The following is a 22,432-nucleotide window of genomic DNA, read 5'->3' as shown; positions in this document are numbered from 1 at the left end:
AACCGCAATCCCTTTCTTGGAGAGTGTCCTGCACACCTTCGCGCAACGCTGATCTCGACTGACTTCAACGCATACGTATGTCCGACGCTCCCATCAAATTTGGCACCGACGGCTGGCGAGCAATCATCGCCGATGATTACACATTCGTGAATCTTGAGCGCGTCGCCCGGGCCACTGCCGAGTGGCTGTTGGACGACTATAGCAACTCTCCAAGTGTCGTCCTGGGACATGACATGCGATTTCTCGGCCCCCAATTCGCCGAACGGGCCGCAGAGATCCTCGCCGACGCAGGTGTGCACGTTACTGTGGCGGATACACCAGTATCGACTCCGGCGGTAAGCTGGGCTACGCAGGCGATGGGCGCCGATGCGGGCGTCGTCATCACCGCTAGCCACAACCCACCCGAATACAACGGCTACAAGCTGAAGGCCCACTTCGGCGGCCCCGCTCCCCCAGAGATGGTCGCCACCGTGGAAAATGCCGTCCGACCGGCCGCAGATCTCCCAGACGCGCTTCCGGATTTCGACACCCTTACCTCGGACGGGCACATTTCCCTCCACGACATCCGGTCCGGCTATTTGAACGCACTGCACAATGCCCTGGACATTGAGGCCATCAAGGACTCGGGGCTTCGGATTGCCCACGACGCAATGTACGGTGCGGGACAGGGCCTCGTGACATCATTGCTCGGAGACGAGCAGGTCGTTCCGCTCCGCCATGAACACAACCCCGGCTTCCATGGCGTGGCCCCGGAGCCGATCGAGGACCGGTTGGATGACCTCTCCGAAACTGTGGCCGAGTCGGACTGCGCCGCCGGCCTGGCCAATGACGGGGACGCCGACCGCATCGGCATGGTGGATGAGAATGGCGACTACGTAAGCTCACACCGCATTCTCTCCCTCTTAACGAAGTACCTTCACGAGGAGCGCGGCCTCAACGGGAGCATCGTGAAGACGTTCTCCACCACCCACATGCTGGACAAGATGGCCGAGCGCTACGGCCTGCCGATCGAGACGACGCCGATTGGCTTCAAGCACATTGCCGCAAAGATGGCCGAGGGCAACATCCTGGTGGGGGGTGAGGAGTCGGGCGGCATTGGGGCCACGGGCCACATTCCCGAGCGCGACGGCATCTACATCGGCCTGCTCATCGTGGAAATGATGGTCGAGCGAGGAAAGACCCTCTCCGCATTGGTCGACGAGTTGCTGGAAGACTTCGGCCCACACTACAACTACCGCGACGACATTCACATCCGCGAGGATCAAAAAGCAAACGTGCTGGACCGGCTGGATGCGGGCGGCGGACTGGACGAGATTAACGGGCACCCGGTCGAACGTCTGGATACGCTTGATGGCTTTAAGCACATCACCGACAACGGCTGGCTCCTCATTCGGCCGTCCGGCACAGAACCTGTGCTGCGCGTGTATTCGGAGGCCGAGTCGCCAGAAGCAGCCAAAGCACTGGTGAAAGACGCGTCCGCCCAGCTCGGATTGGACGACTGAGGAAAACCGGCTGCTCCCAGCAATCCACTCAGTGTTAGATTCCGTATTTCGTATTCCGTCGATCTGGGATTACGGCCTTCTCTCAAGCGGTGTCAGCACAAACACGCGATACAGAACGTGTACCACGGCAGGAACCTCACGCAACGGCCTGTGCATCCTCAACCGGTTGCCGCTCCTCTCCCACCACTTTGCCCCCACGCAGCTTCAACACTCGCTGCGTTCGGTGGGCAAGCTCCTGGTCGTGCGTCACGAGCACAAGGGTCGTGTCCGCCGTTTCGTTGAGGCCGAAAAGGATGTCTTCCACGCTTTCGGCCGTTTCGGCGTCGAGATTGCCAGTGGGCTCGTCGGCGAAGAGGATCCGGGGCTCATTGATGAAGGCCCGGGCCATCGCCACCCGCTGTTGCTCTCCTCCCGACAACTGCGAGGGGTAGTGATCGAGCCGGTCGCCGAGTCCCACCCGGTCGAGAAGATCCGCGGCCCGGTCGTGGGGATCGGCGGTGCCCCGTAGCTCCGCGGGCACCATCACGTTCTCCAGCGCCGTGAGTGTGGGCAGCAAACGAAAGGTCTGAAAAACAAAGCCGACGTGTTGGTTGCGGACCTCAGCGCGCTCATCCTCGTCCAGCGGGGTCAAGTCGATGCCACAAAGGGTGACGGTCCCACTCGTGGGCCGGTCAAGGCCGGCACTAAGGCCGAGCAGGGTGGTCTTACCACTGCCAGAAGGGCCCACGATCGAACACGTTTCTCCCTCCTCTACGGAGAAGCTGACGTCCTCGATGACGGTAAGGGTACGCCCGCCACTGTCGAAGGTCTTCGTGAGGGAATTGACGCGAAGCACAGAGGCATCGTCCATGAAGTAAAAGGGATGGATGGTTTCAGAATAGAGCGCCAGATGGAATGACGCACCGAAACCCTATCAATCCGCCACCGGTTCGGCAGGTCCGTTGCTCGTGCGTCTAAAGTGTTGCTTTTTCCATGTGGATCGCCCGCCTATACCTGTTTGCGCTCGTAGGAGTTCTAAGCGTGGCCGGGTGTGGTCAGAATCGTTCCAATTCCCCCACGGCTCGCCCCGCCGACACATCGACCTCGGCCGGCGCCACGGCTTCCTCGTCTTCTGCCTCGTCGGCGACCGCGGCGGACACCACGGAGAACGCAGACCTCCGAGTGCTGGTCCTCGGTAACAGTATCGCCGCCGGGCTTGGCGTTCCCTCGGGGGCCTCCTTCCCGTCGCGTCTCCAGCAAACCGTCGACTCGCTGGGCTGGAACGTGACGATTCAAAACGCAGGCGTCAGTGGAGAAACGACGGCGGGCGGCCTGCGTCGCATCGACTGGCTGTTGAATGAGAGGGTGGACGTACTCATCCTCGAATTGGGCGGGAACGACGGCCTGCGCGGCGTCGATCCGTCCGCAACCCAACAGAACCTGAACGGCATTATTGACACCACATTGGCCGCCTATCCGGAGGCCCACGTCCTGCTGGCCGGAATGCGCATTCCGCCGAACCTCGGGCCGGACTACACGGAGCAGTTTCGACAGGTCTACCCGGCGGTGGCCAAGCAATACGAGCAGGTCACTCTCGTCCCGTTTATCTCTGAAGAGGTGATGGGAGTCGATTCGCTCGTCCAGGACGACGGCATCCACCCCAACGTGGCCGGTCACCGGCACGTGGCACGAAGCGTGTGGTCCTACCTCCGCCCCCTGCTGGAGGAGATGCGCTCCCAGGCTCCGGCCTGAGAAATGGGTCATCCGGCTTCGCGTCCTATCCAATCCAGAGGGGGCGGATCCCGTCCGGAATCCGCCCCCATGAAATTTGAGTCGTCAATCGGGCACCGTCTATACGAAAATCACCTGCGACCGCTCGCCCCCGGCCAGCTCAAGCATCTCCCCCACGGTAATGATGTCCTCGACCTCGTCGACCAGATCCTCAGGCCCTAATCCAAACATCTCGACTGCCAGGTCGCATCCGTGAAGTGTACCGCCCCCCGCCACGATCATCTCGAGAAACTCGGATACAGGGGGGATGTCGTGCTCCTCCATTTTGCCTCGCATCATCTTCGTGGCCAGCGCTTCCACGCCGGGCAGGCCTGCCACCATCGTGGGGACGTTGCGCATTAGCGCAGGGTTGCCCACGGTCGGCATGTGGAGCGTGTCCTGCTTGTCCTTCGTGATGGCGTCCAGGCCGAAGAAAGTGAAGAACATGTGGGTTTCAATGCCCTCCATCACGGCCCCGTTGGCCATGATGAGGGCCGCATAGGCATCCTCCATTGATCCCTTTGAGAGAATGACCAGGAGCCGCTCGAGACGATCGTCCTCTCCATTAGTGGCCTCTTGGCCAAATTGTTCGGCGTAGCTCGCAAGTTCGCTTGTGTCGCTCATGGCGGACCTCGTGTTTTAAAGGTGACGGACAGCTCGGGGAGCAACGTCCTTTTACGGAATCCGACTGAACATGTCAGGGGAATGGAAACTGCAGTCGGCTCTGAGTGACGCAAACCACCGGATTCAGACATGCTGCAGCCGCCCTCGACCGTCGGATTTTGTATTAGACGCAGCTCGCCGGCTTCGGAATACCGGCAATCTTGCTTGCCTTCTTCAGCGGGCCGTCCGGAAACAGGTCGTAGAATTCTTTGACGGAGTCCACGACATCGGACTTCCCGACCCGGCGAATGGTTAGCTTGGCACCCTCGGCGTGCTGCTCCCGCAGGTACTCGAGGACGTCCCAGTGCTTGTCAGTGAGCTCGATGCCTTCCACCTTTGCAATCTCGCGAGCCACGTCGGGCGTCCATTCTTCCGAATTGGTGAGATAGCCTTCCTCGTTTACGTCAATGGTTTCTCCAGCGATTCCAACTTGTGGCATGGTCTTATTGCGATTGAATGAGTGAACCGAAAAACAGAACTTACGCAGCGACAAGCTCGGGATCCGCCTCCTCTTCGGGGACCTTGCCCATCATCGACATGTGGGTCGGGACGGGAATGTGCCGTCCCTGCAGCAGCATGTGCCAGTAGACCCACTCGAAGGCCAGCTTGCCGTAATGGTTCAGGCGCGTCTCCTTGAGGAGACTCATGGGACCGAGGCCGGGAATCGGGAATTTGCCCGGCAGGGGCTGCGTGTCGTAGTTGAAGTCGATGAGCGTCGCCTTCCCGAAGCCAGTCTCGATGAAGCAGTTGGCGTGTCCGTCGAAGGACGCCGTCAGCGGCTCGCCGTTGATGTAGCTGAGAACGTTCTCCTCCAAAATCTCCGCCTCGAAGTGGGCAACCGAGCCTGCCTTCGACGTCGGCACGTTCGTGGTGTCGCCAATGACGAAGATGTCGTCGTAGTGCTCAGCCTGGAGCGTGTGATTGTCCGTGGGAATGAAGTTGAGATCCTCAACGTCTCCCATGTCACTCTCGGCGACGTAGTCCGCTCCCTTGTTGGTTGGAATGGACACGAGGAGATCAAACGGCTCTTCCTTGCCATCATAGGTGCGGAGGACTTTCTCGTCCTCGTCGACCTCCATGAGGTAAAAGTCGGGCACGACCTCGATCCCCTTCTTCTCCATTAGGCTACTGAGGGCCTTGCTGGCAATCGGCTTCGTGAAGGCCCCTTCGTGCGGCGTCGTGAAGACGATCTCCACGTCGTCGCGCATGCCCTTCTCTGTGAAATAGGTATCGGCAAGAAAGGCGAACTCCAGCGGGGCCACGGGACACTTGATGGTCGGCTCGGACATGTTGATGACGAGACGCCCTCCTTTCCAAGTGTCTAGCTTGTCGGCCAGTCGCGTTGCGCCCTCGTACGTGTAAAAGTCGAACGCGTCCTCGTACCAGAGCGCCCCGTGCAGTCCCGGGGTTTCCTCCGGATCCGGCGTGACCCCCGTGGCGATGATGAGGAGGTCGTACGAGAGCTCTCGCCCGTCGGCCAGCCGCACAGTCCGCTCCTCCGGTGTGACCTTTTCGACCTCGGCCCAGAGGGTACGCACCCCGTCGGGCAGATAGTCGGCCTTCGGTCGGGTCACCCGTTCGGGGTCGTAGATGCCAAACGGGATGAACAGAAAGCCGGGCTGGTAGTAGTGGGCTTTTTCCTTGTCGACAATGGTCATTTCCCACTCGGCCTCGTCGAGCTTCGCCCGCAGCTTGTTTGCCATCATCGTGCCGGCGGTGCCAGCACCAAGGATTAGTAGGTGGTTCATGGGCTCATGTCCGGAGTAGGATAGATGTCGTTGAAGTTATACCCAGGTCGGCAGGGCCCAGCTGCTCTTGCCGAGGCCCTTCACCGACCGGCAATCAGTTCAATGACTAAGGTATGAGTGATCGCTCACTCACAATGACGGACATTCTTCCCATGCAGCTGTGGTGAATTTTCTTACCGCCCAGTGGGGATTTCCCTCCATACCCTACTCCCTGAGCCAGACGTGCTTCACAATCCTCGCACTAGTTGACAACGTTCAGCCAGCCGCCGTCGACGTAGTACGTAGACCCGAGGCAGTAGCTGGCACGGGGCGAGCAGAGAAAAACCAGGAAGTCCGCCAGCTCGTCCGGAGAGGCAAACCGACCAATCGGCGTGTTCTCTTCCGCAATCTCGGAGAGAAAGTCGGTCCAGTCCCGCTCCTCTCCCCTCGTTTCCTCGCGGGCTGCCTCCTCCCAGGGCTCCGTCTGTACAAGCCCCGGATTGACACAGTTGACCCGGATGTCGTCGTCGGCCACCTCGTTGGCCAGGCACTTCGAGAGCATCGACAGAGCCGCCTTGGTAACATTGTAGATGGGCTCGTGGTCGAGCGGCTGGCGGGCACAAATCGAGGCGTTATGGAGAACGACCCCTCCGTCTCGTGCTTGCATGGACGGAACGAACTGCCGGGCCATCCGGACCGCCGCCATGACGTGCAAGTCCCAATGATACTGCCACTTCTCATCAGAGGCCCCCAGGATCGTTTCGTTCGTCCCCACGCCAGCATTGTTGATGAGAATGTCGACTCCGTCGAATGTATTGAGAACGCGCTCTGAAAACCGCGCCACGTCGTCCGGATCAGTGACGTCCACGGCCGCTCCGAGCGCCTCAACGCCGTGGTCCGCTCTCAGCCCCCGGGCTGCGTCTTTCGTTGCCTCCTCGTCTCGAGCACATAGCGCCACGTGTACCCCCTCTCGGGCCAATCCCTCCGCAGTAGCTCGGCCAATTCCAGCACTCCCTCCGGTGATTACGGCAACCTGATCGTCTAGCTGTAAATCCATCGTTCGCCTTCGTGTTATACAGAGCAAAGTGCGCCTACTCGAATCGTTTTCGTAATACCTTCCCCGATCCGCCACGGGCGCTCGAACCGGGCACTGCTGAGCTCGTTCGATCGGGTCCTGACTTCTCTAGAAGGTTTCCCTGACACAATGCGTCGCTCCCGATCCGGTGTCCTTGCCGCTGTCCTCTTCGTCGTTGCACTGGGCGCTGGAACCTACTGGCTCACGACTGCGCCCGATGACGATACCCTGCAGACGTCGGTTTCGGTCGCCGACGCGATGAGCAGCGATACTACAGGCTATCAGCGAGCCACGACTGTCCGCGACTTCTCGTTTCCCGCCGACCATGGGCCGCACCGCGACTTCAAAAATGAGTGGTGGTACGTGACCGGCAACATCGACGGCCCCTCGGGCACCCCGTTCGGCTACGAGCTCACCATTTTCCGATTTGCCCTGACTCCGCCGGACCACAACACGGCTGTCCTCGCCTCTGCGGGATCCGACTGGCGCACCAATCAGTTCTACATGGCTCATTTTGCGCTCAGCAACGGCGACGCCAAGACGTTCCACGCATTTGAGCGCTTCGGCCGGGGGGGCGCCGGCATCGCTGGAGCGCAGGCCGAACCGTTTCGGGTGTGGCTGGAAGACTGGTCGATGCAGAGTGTGCAGGAGGGATCGACGTTCCCCATTCGCCTTCAGGCCCGCACCCCAGAGGTCGGCGTCAACCTCACGCTGCGTCCCGAGAAGCCGATGGTCCTCCAGGGGGATCGCGGGCTGAGCCAAAAAGGCCCGGGTCAGGGCAATGCGTCTTACTATTATTCCTACACGCGCCTCGACACAAAGGGCACCCTAATGACGTCCGGCGACACCCTCGCCGTGACGGGAGAGAGCTGGATGGACCGAGAGTGGAGCACCTCTGCCCTCGGCCCCAATCAGGTGGGCTGGGATTGGTTCTCTCTCCAGCTCGACGACGGCCGCGAACTCATGTATTACCAGCTCCGCAACGCGGACGGGTCCGCCAGCCGCTTCAGCGACGGCACCCTCGTGGGGCCGGACGGTTCAACGGAAAGCGTTACGGCCGCGGACGTGTCTCTGGAGATCCATGACACCTGGACCTCCCCGGACGGCACACATACCTATCCGGTCGACTGGACGCTTCGGATTCCGAGCCGGGACATCGATCTCCGCATCACGCCGTACTTCCCAGGGCAAGAGCTGGACGTCTCGGTACGATACTGGGAAGGCGCCGTGCGCGTAACGGGCTCCCATTCGGGTCGCGGCTACGTTGAATTGACGGGCTACGGCGACAGCCCGGCTTCCCCGACCTCTTGAGTGTGCTGCGGATTCATGAGGCATCAAGATCTGGAAAGAGACGACGCACCCAGCTGACAAAGCGACGGGCGAAAGACTTCTCACACTCGGAAGCACTTCCATACATTTCTTGTGTTTTCCCAGTCAATTGGTCTAAAACCCACGCCTCCTTTTGGATTCATTCATTACGATTTCGTATGCTGCTTCGATAGGAAAACGTGCTGGTCTTCGCCGCTCGTCGACCGGCCGTTCCACTTCTCCCCAATCTGTTGCACCAGACCCGACTGACCCCATGGCCGAAGCAACCCTCACCCGCACGGCTGATCTCCTCGGGGATGAGGCCGAGGAGCTGCTCGAACACGAATGCGATACCATTCCAAAGGAGGACCTTCACCTTCCCGGCGGCGACTTCGTCGACCGCGTGTGGTACGACTCCGATCGCAACCCGCGCGTCCTCCGGTCCATGCAGGAGATCTTCGACAACGGACGACTCGGCGGCACGGGCTACCTCTCCATTCTGCCGGTCGACCAGGGCATCGAGCACTCCGCCGGCACCAGCTTTGCCCCCAACCCCATCTACTTTGAGCCGGAGAACATCGTGAAGCTGGCCCTTGAGGGCGGGTGCAACGCCGTGGCCTCCACGTACGGCGTGCTCGGCTCCGTGGCCCGCAAGTACGCCCACAAGATCCCCTTCATCCTGAAGCTCAACCACAGCGAGCTCCTGTCGTATCCGAACCGGTACGACCAGGTGCCGTACGCTCAGATTGAGGACGCCCACGAGATGGGGTGCCTCGGCGTCGGCGCAACGGTGTACTGGGGCTCCGAGGAGTCAAACCGCCAGCTGCAGGAAATCTCGAAGATGTTCGCCCACGCCCATGAGCTGGGCATGACCACCGTCCTCTGGTGCTACGTCCGCAACAAAGAGTTCGTCATCGACGGCACTAACTACGAGGCGTCGTCCGACCTCACGGCCCAGGCCAACCACCTCGGCTCCACCCTGGAGGCCGACATCATCAAGGCCAAGCAGCCGACGGTGAACGGCGGCTACCAGGCGGTGCGTGAACACAAGGATAGCGGCTATGCGAAAGATCCGTCGGGCATCTACGAGAACCTGCTGACGGACCATCCGATCGATATGACGCGCTACCAGGTGGCCAACTGCTACATGGGCCGGTGTGGACTCATCAACTCTGGCGGCAGCAGCGGCGAAAATGACCTTCAGCAGGTCGTGCGCACGGCCGTGATCAACAAGCGCGCCGGCGGCATGGGGCTCATCACGGGGCGGAAGGCGTTCCAGAAGCCAATGACGGACGGCGTCGAGATTCTGAACGCCATCCAGGACGTGTATTTGAACGACGACATCACCATTGCCTAGGTGCCCTCCTTTCCTCGAACCGCGCCCTTTGGCGCTTTCGAGTTGTCCCAACAGAGGCGGCCCCCCCAGCACGGGGGGTCGCCTTTTTTCTTTGGGAATTGGACGGGATGGCCACGCCAATGAGAAACGTCCTGTCCGTCCTCGTCTTCAACTGGAAAAATTATTCCCGCAGCCCCTCTCCGATTTCGTTCAGAATCCCCGGCCCACACCGGGCCCGATCCGTCGCCCGATGCCGCTCCCCAATTTTCTTATCATCGGCGCCCAGAAGGCAGGGACGACCTGGCTGCTTCGTCAGTTGCGGCAGCACCCCGACATCTACCTGCCGCGGGAGGAGGTCCACTTTTTCGACAAGCGAGACCGCTTCGAGAAGGGGCTCTCCTGGTATCGGCAGTTCTTTGAGGACGTGCAGAACGAAACCGCCATCGGAGAAAAAACCCCCGACTATTGCTGGACCAACCAGGAAGGGGCCGAGGGGCACCTCCCCTCCGTACATCGAAACATCCATGATACCCTTCCCGACGCAAAGCTCATCATGCTGGTTCGGAATCCTGTGGACCGAGCCGTGTCGGCGGTCAATCACCTGTTCCGAACCAGGCGCCTTTGCCCGAAGTACAGCATGGATGCGCTCCTCACGGGCGACAAGCATCACCTGATTGCTCCCCACGGCGTCCTCGACTATGGACGCTATTACCAGCACATTCAGACGTATTTGGAGCTGTTTGATCGCGAGCAACTCCTTGTCCTCGTCTTTGAAGAAGATGTTCTCGCTCACCCCGAACACGGATTGGAGAAGGTCACTCAGTTTCTCGGCGTGGATCCGTCCTTCTCCTTTACTGAAGTGAAGGAGCGACAGAATCCAGCGGGCGTGTCGAAAACCGGCTTGTACCTCCGATATTACCTTCCGGTGGTGAGCCCCTTGGTCAAAGCCATCGACAAATACCTTCTCCGTCGGAATTACAAGAAACGTCCCACCGAGGCTGCAATTCGAACCCTCTACGAAATGTACCGGCCCGAAAATGAGGCCCTGTTTCAATTTCTCGGTCGGCGTATTCCGAGTTGGACGCTGCACGACGAACCCTCCTGACCTCTCCGCATCATGAGCGAACAGACCGCGCGCACGATTGCCTTCAACAAACCCCTTTTGGGGAAAGCCGAAGCCGACGCTGTAGCGGACGTGCTCGAATCGGGCACGCTCCGGGGCGATGGCCCCGTGACCCAACAGGTGGAGACCCAGATGGAAGACTGGCTGGACATCGACCACGTCTTCCTCACCACCTCGTGCACCCATGCGCTGGAGATGGCCATGATGGTGATCGACGTGGGGCCGGGGGATGAGGTGATCATGCCGAGCTTCAACTTCGTCTCCTCTGCCAATGCCGTCGTCCTCCGTGGGGCAACCCCCGTGTTTGCCGACATCCGGCCGGACACCCTCAACATCGACGTCGACGATGTCGCGGATAAGATCACGCCGCGCACCAAGGCGATCGTCCCCGTCCACTATGCTGGGGTGTCCTGTGACATGGAGGCCCTCTCGGCCCTGGCCGACGATCATGACCTCTACCTAATTGAGGACGCCGCACAGGGCGTGGATGCCTACTACGACGGCACGCCCCTCGGCACGATCGGCGACATCGGCTGCTACAGCTTTCATGAGACCAAAAACATCACCTGCGGCGAAGGCGGGGCCTTTCTGACCGACGACGAAGATCTTGCCCGCAAGGCTGAGCTCGTTCGTGAGAAGGGGACCAACCGATCCGCCTTTATCCGGGGCGAGGTCGACCGGTACACCTGGGTACACGAGGGCAGCAGCTACATCCCGTCGGACATTCTCGCTGCCATCCTGCAGGTGCAGTTGTCCAAACGAGAACACATCAAAAAGCAGCGCAGGACTGTCTGGAATGCCTATTACGACGCCCTTCGCCCGCTGGCCCAAGACGGACCGCTCCACCTCCCCCCCATCCCGGATGCATGTGACTCAAACTACCACATCTTCTTCTTCCGAGTCGACACCTCCCAGCGCCGCAATGCGCTTCTGGATGTGCTCAAGGACCATGGGATCGACGCCTCCTTCCATTACATTCCCCTTCATTCTTCCCCCTTTGCACAGCAGTACTTGGATGAAAGTGTGACGCTCCCCACCACCCAGCAGTGCAGCGAGACCCTCATTCGCCTGCCGCTCCATCCCCAGCTGGCGGACGACGCCGACGAGCTCGCGGCGCGGACCGCTGACCTTATCGCAACGCAACTCCGATAACGGCCCCATAGCTTTTCCTTATGGAACTCCTTGAGTCCGTCGACGACGCGTTTTGGTGGGAGATCGTTCAGGACTGTCCGAACGCGACCTTCTACCACACTCCCCTTTGGCATCGGCTGGCTGTTCATGCCGACTCTACCCGAGCGGATTGCACGCTTGGGGCCGTGTTCGAGAATGGAACCCGTGCGGTCTTTCCGCTGCTCAGGGAACGTCGCATGCTGCAGAAATACGTGTCAACGTTTGCAGGCTGCTACGGAGGCATCGTGGCCGACGGCCCTCTTCCCGACGCTGAGGTGCAATCGCTGTACGAGGAGGTCTTCTCGAAGAACGGCAAGAAATTCAAGTTCATCTCGAACCCCATCGCTGACGATGAACCGACTCCAAACCTCTCGGACGGGGAAGTGGAGCACGACTTTACCCACATCCTTGAGCTCGACCGTGACCTCGATACGATTATTTCCGAATACTCCCGCGGCCACCGGAGCAGCTTAAAGAAAGGACGCCGGGAGGGCGTTTCGGTTCAACCGGCGACCACACTGGAGGAGTACCGGCGCTACTACGAGGCCTATCAGGCGTCCCTGGAGCGATGGGGCGAAGACCCCTCCAGTGGCTATCCCTGGCCCCTCTTCGAAGAAGCTCATTCTCTGTCTCAGTCTCACCCGGACACAATCACCCTGTGGCTCGCCTGGGTGGACGACGCAGTCGCTTCCGGGGCCCTCACCTTCAGTTGGAATCAGCACGTCTCGTACTGGCACGGCGCCGCCCATGAGGAATACTTCGACTACCGCCCAAACAATGTCTTGCACACCGACATCATAGAGGCAGCGTTGGACGAGGGATACCAGTACTACGACTTCAATCCGAGCGGAGGCCACGACGGCGTTGCACAGTTTAAATCCCGCTTCGGAGCCAAAAAATGGCCGGTGAAGCGTCGCACCTATACGCGCTCCCTCCTGGAAACGGTGTTCGGATGATGATGGATCTGATTCGGAAGAAGGGTCGAAAAGGAATATCCCGCCTGTGCGAGGCCGACGTATACCTCGCCGCTCTTTTGGAGCGGGTCCTCCTTCTCCGCACCCGGTCGCGAACGCAACCGGTGCTCTTCATTCTCGGCCTTCCTCGCTCCGGGACGACGCTGATTTACCAGTACGTCGTCCATCGCCTATCGGTCGCCTACTTTACAAACGGAGTGGGCCGATATTACCTAGCCCCCTGTCTGGCCACATGGGTCCAGCATACCTGTCACGACGAGTACCGATCGGATTTCGCGAGCCGCTACGGGTCCGTCACCGGGCCGATGGCTCCTCATGAGGCCGGGCGCTTCTGGGGACGCTTCTTTGGATTCGACGAGTACATTCTCCCCGATGACGTTTCGACCCGTGATCGGCGCACAATGCGTCGCACTGTCGCCTTCGTGCAACACGTCTTTGGGACTCTTCCCTTTGTAAACAAAAACGTCAAGCACCTGCTCCGCATCCCGGCCCTCGCGTCGATTTTTCCGAATGCAGTGTTTCTCCGGGTACATCGAGATTGGTCAGACGTGGCGCTTTCGCTGCTCCGCGCCCGACACGAACACCTCGACGATCCGACCAACTGGTGGTCGGCTCGCCCCCCCAACCACCAACGCCTCGCCTCTCGTCCCGTCGATGAACAAATCGCCCATCAATTGCACGGCCTCCACCAGAAGATGAACGACGACCTGTCGGCCCTTCCCGCCCACCGGGTTCTTTCCGTCGACTACGAATCGTTCTGTGAATCCCCCGATCGCCTCGTCCACTCCCTTCGATCTCAGATTCAGCCCCTCGACGTTCGCAATGCGGGTGTGGACGCGTTTTCTCCTTCAACAAATCGTCCGCAAACCCCAGAAGAAGTACGGTTGCTCCGCCGGATCAAGACGCTCGATCCGTCGTGAAGTCGACCGTTGTCGAGCGCACATCAACGACGCCTTCCCGCCTTCATTGAACTTCGCGCCGACAACGAAGCGCTCCTCGTCTTTCGTATTGTGTTTCTCTCGTCCTCATGACGTCCCTTTTCATCATGTCTTCGGAGCGAAGCGGGAGCAACCTGCTTCGCATGATGCTGGGCGCCCACTCCCGCCTCGCGGCGCCTCCCCCTCCGCACATGTGGCGCCACCTGACCGAGGCCCTTCCGCAGTACGGCCCCCTAACCAGGGACGCCAACTTTCAGCGTCTGGTTGAGGACGCGGTGACCATGACCCAGCAGTCCTACGCTCACCTCACGTGGAAATACCACTTTTCTCCAGAGCAAATCCGCGCCGAATCCTCTGCCCCAACTCTCACGAGCGTTATCAGCACGCTCTATGAGGCCTACGCCCGCGAAGAGAACGCCGCCGGATGGGTCTGCAAGGAAAACCAACTGTTCGACCACGCCCACCAGATCCGTGAGCACCTCCCTGACGCTCAGTTCATCTACCTCTGCCGGGACGGACGCGACGTTGCGTGCTCGATCAAGGACATGCCCACCCACGACCAGCACGCCTACGCGATTGCGGAGGAGTGGGCGCAGCAGCAAAAGAAATGCTTGCGGGTCCATCAGGAAATTCAGCACACGAACGGATCTACAATCGTCCGGTACGAGGACCTGATCGAGTCCCCGGAGTCCACGATCCAGAAGATCTGCGACTTTGCCGGGCTCGAGTATGAGAAACGAATGCTGTACTTTCACGAGACGGAGGAAGCGGTACAACAGGCCCAGAAGTCCGAGTACTGGGAAAATCTATCGAAGCCGGTCATGTCCGACAACAAAGCGAAGTTTCGCGATCAACTTTCCGCCCGTGAGATTCGCATCTTTGAGTCTGTGGCCGGGGAGCTTCTCGATCTTCTCGGATATCCGCTAACGACGCAGCCCGAGGAGCGACAGTTGGCCCTTTGGCAACGGGGCTTATACCGTCTCCGGAATGAGATTCAGAGCCTTCTGAAACAGCAGGAGCTCTCTGAATGGGAGGGCCGGGAGAAACGAAAAACCACCCTAGACCGGATTCATAACCGGACGCGGAGCGACCCAGACTCAACCTTCGTTCCGCCGTTTTCCTACGAGTAACCGCGCCGCACGATTGCAAATAGCCGCTCTACTGGTTTGGACTCGCTGGAGTCACTTCGACAAAAGGTCATTTCGGGCATCGGGTGGACGACCCTGAACCGCATTAGCGAACAGGGGCTGAAGTTTGGCATTTCGGTCCTGCTCGCCCGCCTGCTCACGCCGGAAGCCTTCGGGCTGATCGGAATGATCGTCGTCTTCACCGGTTTTGCCTCCCTGTTTGCAGATGCGGGCTTCGGGGCGGCCCTCGTTCAGCGCGAAGAGATTGAAGAACGGCACCTATCTTCAGTCTTTTGGCTCCAGGCCGGCCTGGGCATTCTTCTCACCCTTGGACTGGCCGGCGCAGCCCCGCTCATCGCGCAGTTCTACGGCGAGCCCCTGCTGGAGGTGCTCACCATGTTCGTGGCCATCCAGTTTACCTTCGAATCTATGGCCACGGTGCAAACCGCTCTCTTCCGGCGGAAAATGGATTTCCGGAAGATTACGATCGTAAAACTGGTCGCTACCGTCACGTCCGGCGGCATTGCAATTACTCTCGCGGTCCTCGACTACGGCGTCTGGAGCCTCGTCTGGCAAACCGTCGTGAACACTGCCGCCGACGTGACGGCCGTATGGATTCTTAGCACCTGGTCGCCCCGCTTTATCTTTCAGTGGCAGGCCATTCGCGAATTAGCCTCGTACAGTACCAACCTCCTCGGGTTTAACACGATCAACTACTGGACGCGCAATTCGGACGACCTCTTGATCGGCCGGTACGTCGGGTCGTCCGGGCTGGGGATTTACAACCGCGCCTACGACACGATGATGCTGCCCATCCACCTCATTCGGGGCGTCATTGGAGAGGTCATGTTTCCCACCCTCTCCCGGCTGCAGGACGATGTCGACCACGTGCGGCGCGTGTACCTGCGGGCCACCCGGACCATTGGGTTCATTTCGATCCCGATGATGTGCGGGCTGATGGTGATCGCCGAATCCTTTGTGCTGGCGCTCTTCGGGCCAAAATGGGAAGCCGTCATTCCGGTCCTGCAGGTCCTGTGCCTGATTGGCATCAAACAGCCGGTGAGTTCAACGACGGGGTGGCTGTTCAAGTCCCAGGGCCGTACTGATCTTATGTTCTACTGGAACCTTGTCGTAAGTACGGCAACAGTACTCTCGTTCGTCATTGGGGTCCAATGGGGGGTGCTCGGGGTCGCGATTGCCTTTACCATTCGGGGCTACCTCCTCCACTACCATGGCATCGTGATTCCGGGACGACTCATCGACCTGTCGTTTGGCGAGTTTCATCGGAATCTGGCCGGCATCGCTGGGTGTAGCCTCATCATGATGGCACTCGTATTCGGATTTGGGGTGATTCTGCCTCCGACCTGGGGGCACTGGTCCCGCCTCTTTGTACAGGTGCCTTTCGGGATGATTGTCTACTGGGGACTTGCGCACGGCTTTGGCCTGAAGGCCTACCACGAGGCGCTCGACCTTCTCCTTGAGGAGTGGGAAAAGCGCGTCCGCTCCGATACTGCCGAGTAGTCTCTGCTCAGGATCCCTCTCGATTCATCCGTACGGCCATGTCCTTTCCGGGAACCGACCTCCTCCATTCCGCCCTTTCTGTCCTCAGACGCGGGGTCATGCGTGTGCGCCACGTTACCGCCTCGGTGAACGAAACGCCAATCATTGTGCTGGGCAATCAGAAGTCCGGAACTTCGGCCATTGCCCATCTCCTGGCCGATTACGGAGCCCTTTCCAAAACAGTGGATATTCCCCCGCTTTGGGGATATCGCGGCCTTTCTGTGATGCGCAGGGATCCGTCATTCGCTCGTATTGTCGCAGACCATCCCTATTTCTTCTCTACGGATCTGTTCAAGGAGCCGATGATGACCTTTTTCCCTGAACAGGTCGCAGAGCGATTCCCCAACGCAACGTATGTGTTCGTGGCCCGCGATCCTCGTGCCAATATTCGAAGCTTGCTGGATAGCCGCGGTCTTCCCGGTCATCGGACGACCCTTCGTGACGAGGATCGTCAACACCTTTCAGCGTCGCGCACACTTCTGGACGCCGATGGCTGGCAGATCTCTGCCGATAGCTACATCGAGCTTCTGGCCAAACGCTGGCTCCGTGCCATTGAGGGCCTGCGCATCCTCCAACAAAAGACACCGGACTGCCTCCTCCTCCGGTATGAGGACTTCACGGCGGAAAAGTACGACTGCATCCACCGAACCGCCACGACTCTCGACCTTCCAAAGCGGGGCACGATTGCAGACAAGCTCGACGTAGCGTTTCAGCCACGCGGCGATCACCGGGACAAAGACTGGGAGACGTTCTTTGGCTCCGATAATCTGTCGATCATTACGACTGTGTGTGGTGAAGAGATGGAGCGGCTAGGGTACGACCGGTCCCGCCGCAGTCCCTACTGAGTTCTACTGAACGGTCTTCTCGATTCGTCCCCTCATGCCCCAAAGTCCTTCCATGTCGCAACCACAGGACGCTCCGCTAACGGTCGCCCACTACACCCGAAGCTGGCTTCCCCAAACCCAGACCTGGCTGTACAATCAGGTCCGCTTTCTGCCGGACAGGATCGAGCCCCACGTCATCTGCGAGCAGACCGACAACCTCGACCAGTTTGCGGTTGACAATATCCACTGTTTCGCCGACGATGCGCCGTGGCGCCACCATTGGGACGTCGGGCTGCGCTTCCTGGGCCTTCGCCCGTACTATCCCTATACAATCGAGCAGGTGCACCAGTGCGGGGCCGACCTCTTCCACACCCACTTCGGCGACTACAGCTGGCAAAACCTGGAGGTGTCCCGTCGCACGGACATCCCGCAGGTCGTGACATTCTACGGGAATGACGTCACGTCCTATCCGCAACAGCACCCGAAGTGGAAGCGACGATACCGACGACTGTTTGAGCAGGTAGAAGGGATTCTCTGCGAAGGACCGCACATGGCACAGTCGGTGGTGGATCTGGGCTGCCCCGAGGCCAAGGTCCACGTCCATCACCTGGGGGTGCCGATTTCGGACATCCCGTTCCGCCCTCGCAGCTACGACCCCGGCGAGCCGCTTCGCGTGCTGCTGGCCGCCTCCTTTCGGGAAAAGAAGGGCATTCCCTATGCAATCGAGGCCTTGGGTCGGCTCCAAGAGGACATTCCCTTGGAGGTCACAATCATCGGGGGCGTGGCGACGGTTCCGCTCCCGCTGGGCTTCTCCAAGGATGTGTCCGGAAGCGCGGCGGAGAAGGAGCGGATCCTCGCAGCGATCGACGAATGGGACCTGGGCGATTCGGTGCGATTGCCAGGCTATCAGCCTCATGAGGTGCTCATGGAGGAGGCGTATAATCATCACGTCTTCCTCCAGCCCAGCGTGACAGCCCGCAATGGCGACGGAGAAGGGGGCGCTCCCGTCACCCTCATCGAGATGGCGGCCAGCGGCATGCCGATCGTGAGCACCCGTCACTGCGACATCCCCTCCATCGTGAAGCACGAGGAGAGCGGCCTGCTCGCCCCTGAGCGGGATCCCGACATGCTCGTCGACCACCTCCGTCGGCTCGTCGAATCGCCCGACCAATGGCCCAAAATGGCCCAGGCCGGCCGCGAACATGTGGAGGCAGAATACAATGCCCCCGTCCAGGGCCGGCGCCTGGCGGAGTTGTACCGGACAATTTTGAACGACGAGCCTCGATCCGACTGACCTCTCGGGCAACGTCATCTTTCAAGCCCGTTGAGAACCTCGGCAAGTGCTCCGGTCTCTGCTTTGCGTCGGTATGGCTGCAACGCATCCGGCGTTGCTCCCGACGCAGGCTCTCCATTTGCCCAGGCTTCGTACTGTGACCGGATGTATCCCGCAAGTCCCTGGACGTCCTGTCGACCGTAGAGCCTCCCCCCGTCGGTCTGTTCAAGAAGGCGGGCTGCATCTCCATCCGCCGGTCCAACGCCCACAATGGGCCGTCCAGTGGCAAGATATTCGTAGATCTTTCCCGTCAGCATGCCCGTGTCTGCCGGAAACGACTCGATGGACAACAGCAAGAGCCCCGCCTGCTGCATGTGCTCCACCGCCTCGGGATGGGGCACATACGACACCAGCTCCGTAATGTCAGCCAGCCCATGATCGTGGAGGGCGCCCTCCACATTCGAGTCCACCATTCCCACGAGTCGAATGCGGAGATCCGGGACGTCCCCCGCCTCCCGAAGCTGCTGAACAGCCCGCCAGAGCGCCGTCGGGTTGCGGGAGGCATACAGCGATCCGACGTGCGTAATGGTAAACGCCTCGTCGTTCACGGTCACGTCCGCCGGCCCCACATCCTCCGTGTCAAATCCATTTTGGATCACGTGTATCGGCGTTCGTGGCTCGGTTCCCATCTTGGCCCGGAGCAACGCCTGCCAGCTCGGGCTCACCGTCGCAACCGCATCGGCACGCCGGAGCACCATTCGCTCCAGCGCCGCGTCGATCCTCCGCGCAGCGGCCGTGTGCGGAAGCTCCTGGTAGTAGTTAATGTCAGTCCATGGGTCGCGAAAATCAGCCATCCAGGGCGTACCGGTCATCCACTGAAGAGCAGCCCCCGCGAGGTGGGTAGAGTGCGGCGGTCCCGTCGTAAGAATTGCATCAACGGACTGCTCCGCTAGCAGACGCCGCCCCTGCCCAATCGCAAACGGCACCCATCCCACCCGGGCGTCCGGCAGCACAATATTGGCCCGAACCCAGCGGGCAATCCGCTCTTTCCAGGTCTGCTCACGCCCTTCGAGCGACCCCTGCACGACGGCTTCCTCGTCGGAGCGCCCCGTAAGACGAGCGTAGAGGTGATACGGGTCCCACGACGACGTGCGGTGCACCGGCGTATCTCCGGGAATGTCAGCACCGAGCGACGCGTCACGGGCCGGGTAGGCCCCTTCCTCCACCGAGACCACCACCGGCGTCCAGTCGAATGACGGCAGGTACTTTACGAACTTCAGGACGCGCTGGACGCCCGGTCCTCCTGACGGAGGAAAGTAGTACGAAAGAACGAGTACACGACGCGCCATAGCCTATTGCCGTGTCAGACATCAATCTCGGAATACGTCGAATTGAACTGCCCCGCGGGACCAGAGGCGTACCACGTGAAGGCGAAATGCAGGACGGCGCTCCTCTTCTCTCGATTCGCTCGTTCCGCCTCACTCGTCATGAATCGCAGCCGGTCCTGTGGCCCGGCATACGTCTGCTCCTCAAGGATGGAAGAAAGGCTTTTACTCCTCCTCATCCTCGTCGGAGGCGTCAGGCAACAGAGAGCCCCGCCGGCGATAGCGCAAGCCGAGCATCAACAGGATGCCGCCGTACACGCCCGCTGTCGTTGTGCCGGCAATCCACCGTCCGTACCGATCAGCGGCCGGCTCGAATCGCATCACCAGCGTGTGCTCGCCTGCCGGTACATGGACCCCGCGGAGGAGGTAATCGACCCGGTGAATGGGCACTTGTTCTCCATCGAGGTACGCATTCCAGCCCGCCGGGTAGTACACCTCACTGGCCACGAAGAGGCGCGGTGCATCCGTCTGCACGGTCCACTCCACCTTCGGCGGCGTATACGAGTCCAGGGTGACCTGCGTCGTGCTCCCACTGTCGATGGGAGTGACAGGGGCGTCGAGTGACTCCGACAGAAGGGCCGTCTTCCGGGGAGTGAACGACGGATTGCGGAGACGCTGCCACGTCTGCTTCGCATTGTCCACCACCTCGGTTTGCCCCACAAAGAAGGCTCGGGGAAGAGCGTCGGTGTTTTCCAACACAACGGTCTTCGTTTGCTTATCCCGATACGCCACCCGCGTCCCCGGAAGCTTCTGCTGGGCAAGAATATACCGGACGTTCATGAGGTCGAGGGCATTCTCGTTCGGGGCTCCCCCTCCCCCGGCCTGCAGAATGTGATCGAGGTAGTCCTGGTACCGCTGGAGCTTCGCTCCGTGATACCCGCCCGCCGATTCGTAGTGGTACGAGGCAATGGCCTCGTTCTGGTAGGGAGCCTGGTGGGGATAGACGCGAAAGTGCCCTAGCCCCCCGGCCTTCTCCATGCGATCCGTCAGGAAGCGATCGAACGAATAGGTCGGGATCTGGGACGCCAGGTCCGGTTGCCGTGTAAACTGGTCCTCCCCGAGATACCGCCGGTCCACGCCCCAGAGGTCTACGAGCACAATTAGAATAACGAGCCCGCCGGTCAACCAGCCGGAAAGCGTCTGGCGCCGGTACAGCCAGAGGAACAGCAGGGCCACGCCCACCGCTAGTAACGTACGGAAGGCATCGGCCTGCAAGGCCTCTCGTCGCTGGTCTTTGCGCTGCTCCAACTGTTGGTAGAAGCGTTGAACCTGCGGATTCGATCGGGTCAGATTCGGACGTTGCTCAATTCGCTCCACGATTTGCGTCTCGCGGGGATTCTCAAAGTCAAAGAAGGCCCCCTTTCCCACCATGACGAGCAACGCCAATCCCCCGACCGCCCCGAACGCATAGAGAAGCGACCGCGTCTTGTCCGCATCGGCCTGACGGTCCCCCTCCGATCGAAGAGCATAGTCCAATCCGATGCCTGCAAGCACGGCAAGACCAAGTGCACTGATGCTCAGCCACGTCTCGGGGGCCCGAAACGCCTCGAAAAAGGGAAAGAACTTGAACATCGGCCAGTTAATCCAGGGGGCATACTTCCCCAGAGAAAACAGCATCGTGACGAGAACCCCAGCGCCGAGCCCCCACGTCAACCGACTCCGGACCCGCCATACGGCGAGCCCCGAGAGCGCCGCCACGACTCCGCCCACGTAGTGCGGTCCCTCGGTAAAGGTCTTCGGCCCCCAGTACGTCTGCCCCCCACCCCCAAAGGCATTGGCCATCACGAGCGTCAAGAGCTCCTTCGGCCCCTGACTCCAGCGCATGGTCTTTTCCCAGCCCATGGCGCCGCCCCCACCCCCCGCAGCGGCCTCGGCTCCCCGTACCGAATATTGCTTGTATTGGTAAATCGCAAGGTAGGGCTGTGCCACCATCAACAGGGCCAGGCCGGTCCCCAGGGCCAGCCAGCCGGTCGACTTCGCGAAGGGCGCCAGCTCGTCGTCCTCCCACGCCTGCCATAGCTCCACGATCCACCACACCAGCGCAAGCATGAGCACACAGTACGTAATCTGTGGATGCTTGGCCCGAAGCTCGATCCCCAATGCCGCCGTAAACGCAAGTCCCCCAAGGAGCGACGGATTTCGAAGCGTATAGATGAAGGTAAGGAGCACAAACGGGGCATACGCCAGAGCAATAAATTTCGTGTTATGCCCCACACTCAAAATGATGGGGAGGTACGTCGTAAACCCAAAGGCAAGCCCCGATAAAAGCCCGGAGATATGATTCCGGGTCAGGTAGTACACCAGCAGGTACACCCCGAGCAGCAGAAAGAAGAGGTGAGACACCGGCCAAGCGTACGAGCGTGCCGCATCGGCAATGTCATCGACCTGCGGAATCGCCAGCTTGTAATTCATCATGAACGCCGGCATGCCGCTGAAGACGTTCGGCGCCCACAGAGCATGCTCCCCGGTCTGTTCCTCATACTCAATGAGAGCCTCGGCATTGGCCCGCCAACTAATGCTATCGATGCCGTGGATGTCCTTCCCCCCGAAAATCATGGGGGAGTAGAACGACAACGCCACCACGAGGAGAAGAGTCAGACAGAGTCCGTGGCGAGCGGTGGGCGTTAAGCGTCCCCAAAACGAATCGCGATTCTGCAACCGGGAAGACGATTGGCGAGGAAGGGACGGCATGTGAATG

Annotated in this window: 19 protein-coding genes; 12 read left to right on the top strand and 7 right to left on the bottom strand. The window is 60.3% G+C overall.

What is annotated here, in order from left to right; all coding sequences use genetic code 11:
- The first annotated feature begins 77 nt into the window (after positions 1-77).
- A complete protein-coding gene (locus BSZ35_RS00485) occupies positions 78-1,502 on the top strand; it encodes a phosphoglucomutase/phosphomannomutase family protein (protein WP_105010605.1) in 1,425 nt (474 codons plus the stop codon).
- A gap of 136 nt (positions 1,503-1,638) precedes the next feature.
- Here BSZ35_RS00485 and BSZ35_RS00480 read toward each other — a convergent pair whose 3' ends face one another.
- Entirely contained in the window at positions 1,639-2,352 is a 714-nt protein-coding gene (locus BSZ35_RS00480) for an ABC transporter ATP-binding protein (protein ID WP_181149116.1), read from the bottom strand.
- Positions 2,353-2,474: 122 nt separating this feature from the next.
- On the opposite strand from BSZ35_RS00480, the gene BSZ35_RS00475 reads away from it, so the two are divergent.
- Complete coding sequence (locus tag BSZ35_RS00475) at positions 2,475-3,233, top strand: arylesterase (protein ID WP_105010604.1); 759 nt, start codon at positions 2,475-2,477, stop codon at positions 3,231-3,233.
- Between the two features lie 99 nt (positions 3,234-3,332).
- Here the strand turns inward: BSZ35_RS00475 and BSZ35_RS00470 are convergent, their stop codons facing one another.
- From BSZ35_RS00470 to BSZ35_RS00455, 4 genes are all read right to left on the bottom strand, one after another.
- Positions 3,333-3,875, bottom strand: a complete 543-nt coding sequence (locus BSZ35_RS00470) for a DsrE/DsrF/DrsH-like family protein (protein ID WP_105010603.1) — start codon at positions 3,873-3,875, stop codon at positions 3,333-3,335.
- A 163-nt stretch (positions 3,876-4,038) separates the two neighbouring features.
- The gene (locus BSZ35_RS00465; RefSeq protein ID WP_105010602.1) at positions 4,039-4,353 is read right to left on the bottom strand and encodes a TusE/DsrC/DsvC family sulfur relay protein; all 315 of its coding nucleotides are present in this window, start codon (positions 4,351-4,353) and stop codon (positions 4,039-4,041) included.
- Positions 4,354-4,393: 40 nt separating this feature from the next.
- Positions 4,394-5,662 carry an FAD/NAD(P)-binding oxidoreductase gene (locus tag BSZ35_RS00460; protein WP_105010601.1) on the bottom strand — a complete coding sequence of 423 codons (1,269 nt, stop codon included), beginning with the start codon at positions 5,660-5,662 and terminating at the stop codon, positions 4,394-4,396.
- Positions 5,663-5,903: 241 nt separating this feature from the next.
- Positions 5,904-6,698, bottom strand: coding sequence for an SDR family oxidoreductase (locus BSZ35_RS00455; protein ID WP_105010600.1), 795 nt, complete (start codon positions 6,696-6,698; stop codon positions 5,904-5,906).
- A 147-nt stretch (positions 6,699-6,845) separates the two neighbouring features.
- On the opposite strand from BSZ35_RS00455, the gene BSZ35_RS00450 reads away from it, so the two are divergent.
- The 10 genes from BSZ35_RS00450 to BSZ35_RS00405 all read left to right on the top strand — a co-directional run bounded on the left by BSZ35_RS00450 (position 6,846) and on the right by BSZ35_RS00405 (position 18,370).
- A complete protein-coding gene (locus BSZ35_RS00450) occupies positions 6,846-8,027 on the top strand; it encodes a lipocalin-like domain-containing protein (protein ID WP_105010599.1) in 1,182 nt (393 codons plus the stop codon).
- 271 nt (positions 8,028-8,298) lie between these two features.
- Positions 8,299-9,381, top strand: coding sequence for a class I fructose-bisphosphate aldolase (locus BSZ35_RS00445; protein ID WP_105010598.1), 1,083 nt, complete (start codon positions 8,299-8,301; stop codon positions 9,379-9,381).
- Positions 9,382-9,610: 229 nt separating this feature from the next.
- A complete protein-coding gene (locus tag BSZ35_RS00440; protein ID WP_105010597.1) occupies positions 9,611-10,465 on the top strand; it encodes a sulfotransferase domain-containing protein in 855 nt (284 codons plus the stop codon).
- A gap of 12 nt (positions 10,466-10,477) precedes the next feature.
- Positions 10,478-11,635 (top strand): dTDP-4-amino-4,6-dideoxygalactose transaminase, encoded by a 1,158-nt coding sequence (gene rffA / locus BSZ35_RS00435; RefSeq protein WP_105010596.1) that lies wholly within the window; start codon positions 10,478-10,480, stop codon positions 11,633-11,635.
- A 20-nt stretch (positions 11,636-11,655) separates the two neighbouring features.
- Complete coding sequence (locus BSZ35_RS00430; RefSeq protein ID WP_105010595.1) at positions 11,656-12,609, top strand: GNAT family N-acetyltransferase; 954 nt, start codon at positions 11,656-11,658, stop codon at positions 12,607-12,609.
- Positions 12,609-13,547 carry a sulfotransferase gene (locus BSZ35_RS00425; protein ID WP_181149115.1) on the top strand — a complete coding sequence of 313 codons (939 nt, stop codon included), beginning with the start codon at positions 12,609-12,611 and terminating at the stop codon, positions 13,545-13,547. The genes BSZ35_RS00430 and BSZ35_RS00425 overlap by 1 nt, the downstream gene beginning before the upstream one ends.
- Positions 13,548-13,654: 107 nt before the next feature.
- Positions 13,655-14,695 carry a sulfotransferase gene (locus BSZ35_RS00420; protein WP_105010593.1) on the top strand — a complete coding sequence of 347 codons (1,041 nt, stop codon included), beginning with the start codon at positions 13,655-13,657 and terminating at the stop codon, positions 14,693-14,695.
- A gap of 36 nt (positions 14,696-14,731) precedes the next feature.
- Complete coding sequence (locus tag BSZ35_RS00415) at positions 14,732-16,213, top strand: MOP flippase family protein (protein WP_181149114.1); 1,482 nt, start codon at positions 14,732-14,734, stop codon at positions 16,211-16,213.
- A gap of 38 nt (positions 16,214-16,251) precedes the next feature.
- Positions 16,252-17,097, top strand: a complete 846-nt coding sequence (locus BSZ35_RS00410; protein ID WP_105010591.1) for a sulfotransferase — start codon at positions 16,252-16,254, stop codon at positions 17,095-17,097.
- A 52-nt stretch (positions 17,098-17,149) separates the two neighbouring features.
- On the top strand, positions 17,150-18,370 hold the full coding sequence (locus BSZ35_RS00405; protein WP_105010590.1) for a glycosyltransferase: 1,221 nt from the start codon (positions 17,150-17,152) through the stop codon (positions 18,368-18,370).
- Between the two features lie 14 nt (positions 18,371-18,384).
- Here the strand turns inward: BSZ35_RS00405 and BSZ35_RS00400 are convergent, their stop codons facing one another.
- On the bottom strand, positions 18,385-19,698 hold the full coding sequence (locus tag BSZ35_RS00400; RefSeq protein WP_105010589.1) for a glycosyltransferase: 1,314 nt from the start codon (positions 19,696-19,698) through the stop codon (positions 18,385-18,387).
- Positions 19,699-19,899: 201 nt separating this feature from the next.
- On the bottom strand, positions 19,900-22,425 hold the full coding sequence (locus tag BSZ35_RS00390; protein WP_146109959.1) for a YfhO family protein: 2,526 nt from the start codon (positions 22,423-22,425) through the stop codon (positions 19,900-19,902).
- Between the last annotated feature and the right edge of the window lie 7 nt (positions 22,426-22,432).

It is taken from the genome of Salinibacter sp. 10B (genome assembly GCF_002954405.1).
Lineage (GTDB): Bacteria > Bacteroidota > Rhodothermia > Rhodothermales > Salinibacteraceae > Salinibacter.
This window is presented reverse-complemented; position numbering and strand designations above follow the sequence as displayed.

Excerpts from the sequence above, each read along its gene's own strand:
- BSZ35_RS00485 (WP_105010605.1), top strand. The coding sequence starts at position 78 with ATGTCCGACGCTCCCATCAAATTTGGCACCGACGGCTGGCGAGCAATC.
- BSZ35_RS00480 (WP_181149116.1), bottom strand. The coding sequence starts at position 2,352 with ATGGACGATGCCTCTGTGCTTCGCGTCAATTCCCTCACGAAGACCTTC.
- BSZ35_RS00475 (WP_105010604.1), top strand. The coding sequence starts at position 2,475 with ATGTGGATCGCCCGCCTATACCTGTTTGCGCTCGTAGGAGTTCTAAGC.
- BSZ35_RS00470 (WP_105010603.1), bottom strand. The coding sequence starts at position 3,875 with ATGAGCGACACAAGCGAACTTGCGAGCTACGCCGAACAATTTGGCCAA.
- BSZ35_RS00465 (WP_105010602.1), bottom strand. The coding sequence starts at position 4,353 with ATGCCACAAGTTGGAATCGCTGGAGAAACCATTGACGTAAACGAGGAA.
- BSZ35_RS00460 (WP_105010601.1), bottom strand. The coding sequence starts at position 5,662 with ATGAACCACCTACTAATCCTTGGTGCTGGCACCGCCGGCACGATGATG.
- BSZ35_RS00455 (WP_105010600.1), bottom strand. The coding sequence starts at position 6,698 with ATGGATTTACAGCTAGACGATCAGGTTGCCGTAATCACCGGAGGGAGT.
- BSZ35_RS00450 (WP_105010599.1), top strand. The coding sequence starts at position 6,846 with ATGCGTCGCTCCCGATCCGGTGTCCTTGCCGCTGTCCTCTTCGTCGTT.
- BSZ35_RS00445 (WP_105010598.1), top strand. The coding sequence starts at position 8,299 with ATGGCCGAAGCAACCCTCACCCGCACGGCTGATCTCCTCGGGGATGAG.
- BSZ35_RS00440 (WP_105010597.1), top strand. The coding sequence starts at position 9,611 with ATGCCGCTCCCCAATTTTCTTATCATCGGCGCCCAGAAGGCAGGGACG.
- rffA (WP_105010596.1), top strand. The coding sequence starts at position 10,478 with ATGAGCGAACAGACCGCGCGCACGATTGCCTTCAACAAACCCCTTTTG.
- BSZ35_RS00430 (WP_105010595.1), top strand. The coding sequence starts at position 11,656 with ATGGAACTCCTTGAGTCCGTCGACGACGCGTTTTGGTGGGAGATCGTT.
- BSZ35_RS00425 (WP_181149115.1), top strand. The coding sequence starts at position 12,609 with ATGATGGATCTGATTCGGAAGAAGGGTCGAAAAGGAATATCCCGCCTG.
- BSZ35_RS00420 (WP_105010593.1), top strand. The coding sequence starts at position 13,655 with ATGACGTCCCTTTTCATCATGTCTTCGGAGCGAAGCGGGAGCAACCTG.
- BSZ35_RS00410 (WP_105010591.1), top strand. The coding sequence starts at position 16,252 with ATGTCCTTTCCGGGAACCGACCTCCTCCATTCCGCCCTTTCTGTCCTC.
- BSZ35_RS00405 (WP_105010590.1), top strand. The coding sequence starts at position 17,150 with ATGTCGCAACCACAGGACGCTCCGCTAACGGTCGCCCACTACACCCGA.
- BSZ35_RS00400 (WP_105010589.1), bottom strand. The coding sequence starts at position 19,698 with ATGGCGCGTCGTGTACTCGTTCTTTCGTACTACTTTCCTCCGTCAGGA.
- BSZ35_RS00390 (WP_146109959.1), bottom strand. The coding sequence starts at position 22,425 with ATGCCGTCCCTTCCTCGCCAATCGTCTTCCCGGTTGCAGAATCGCGAT.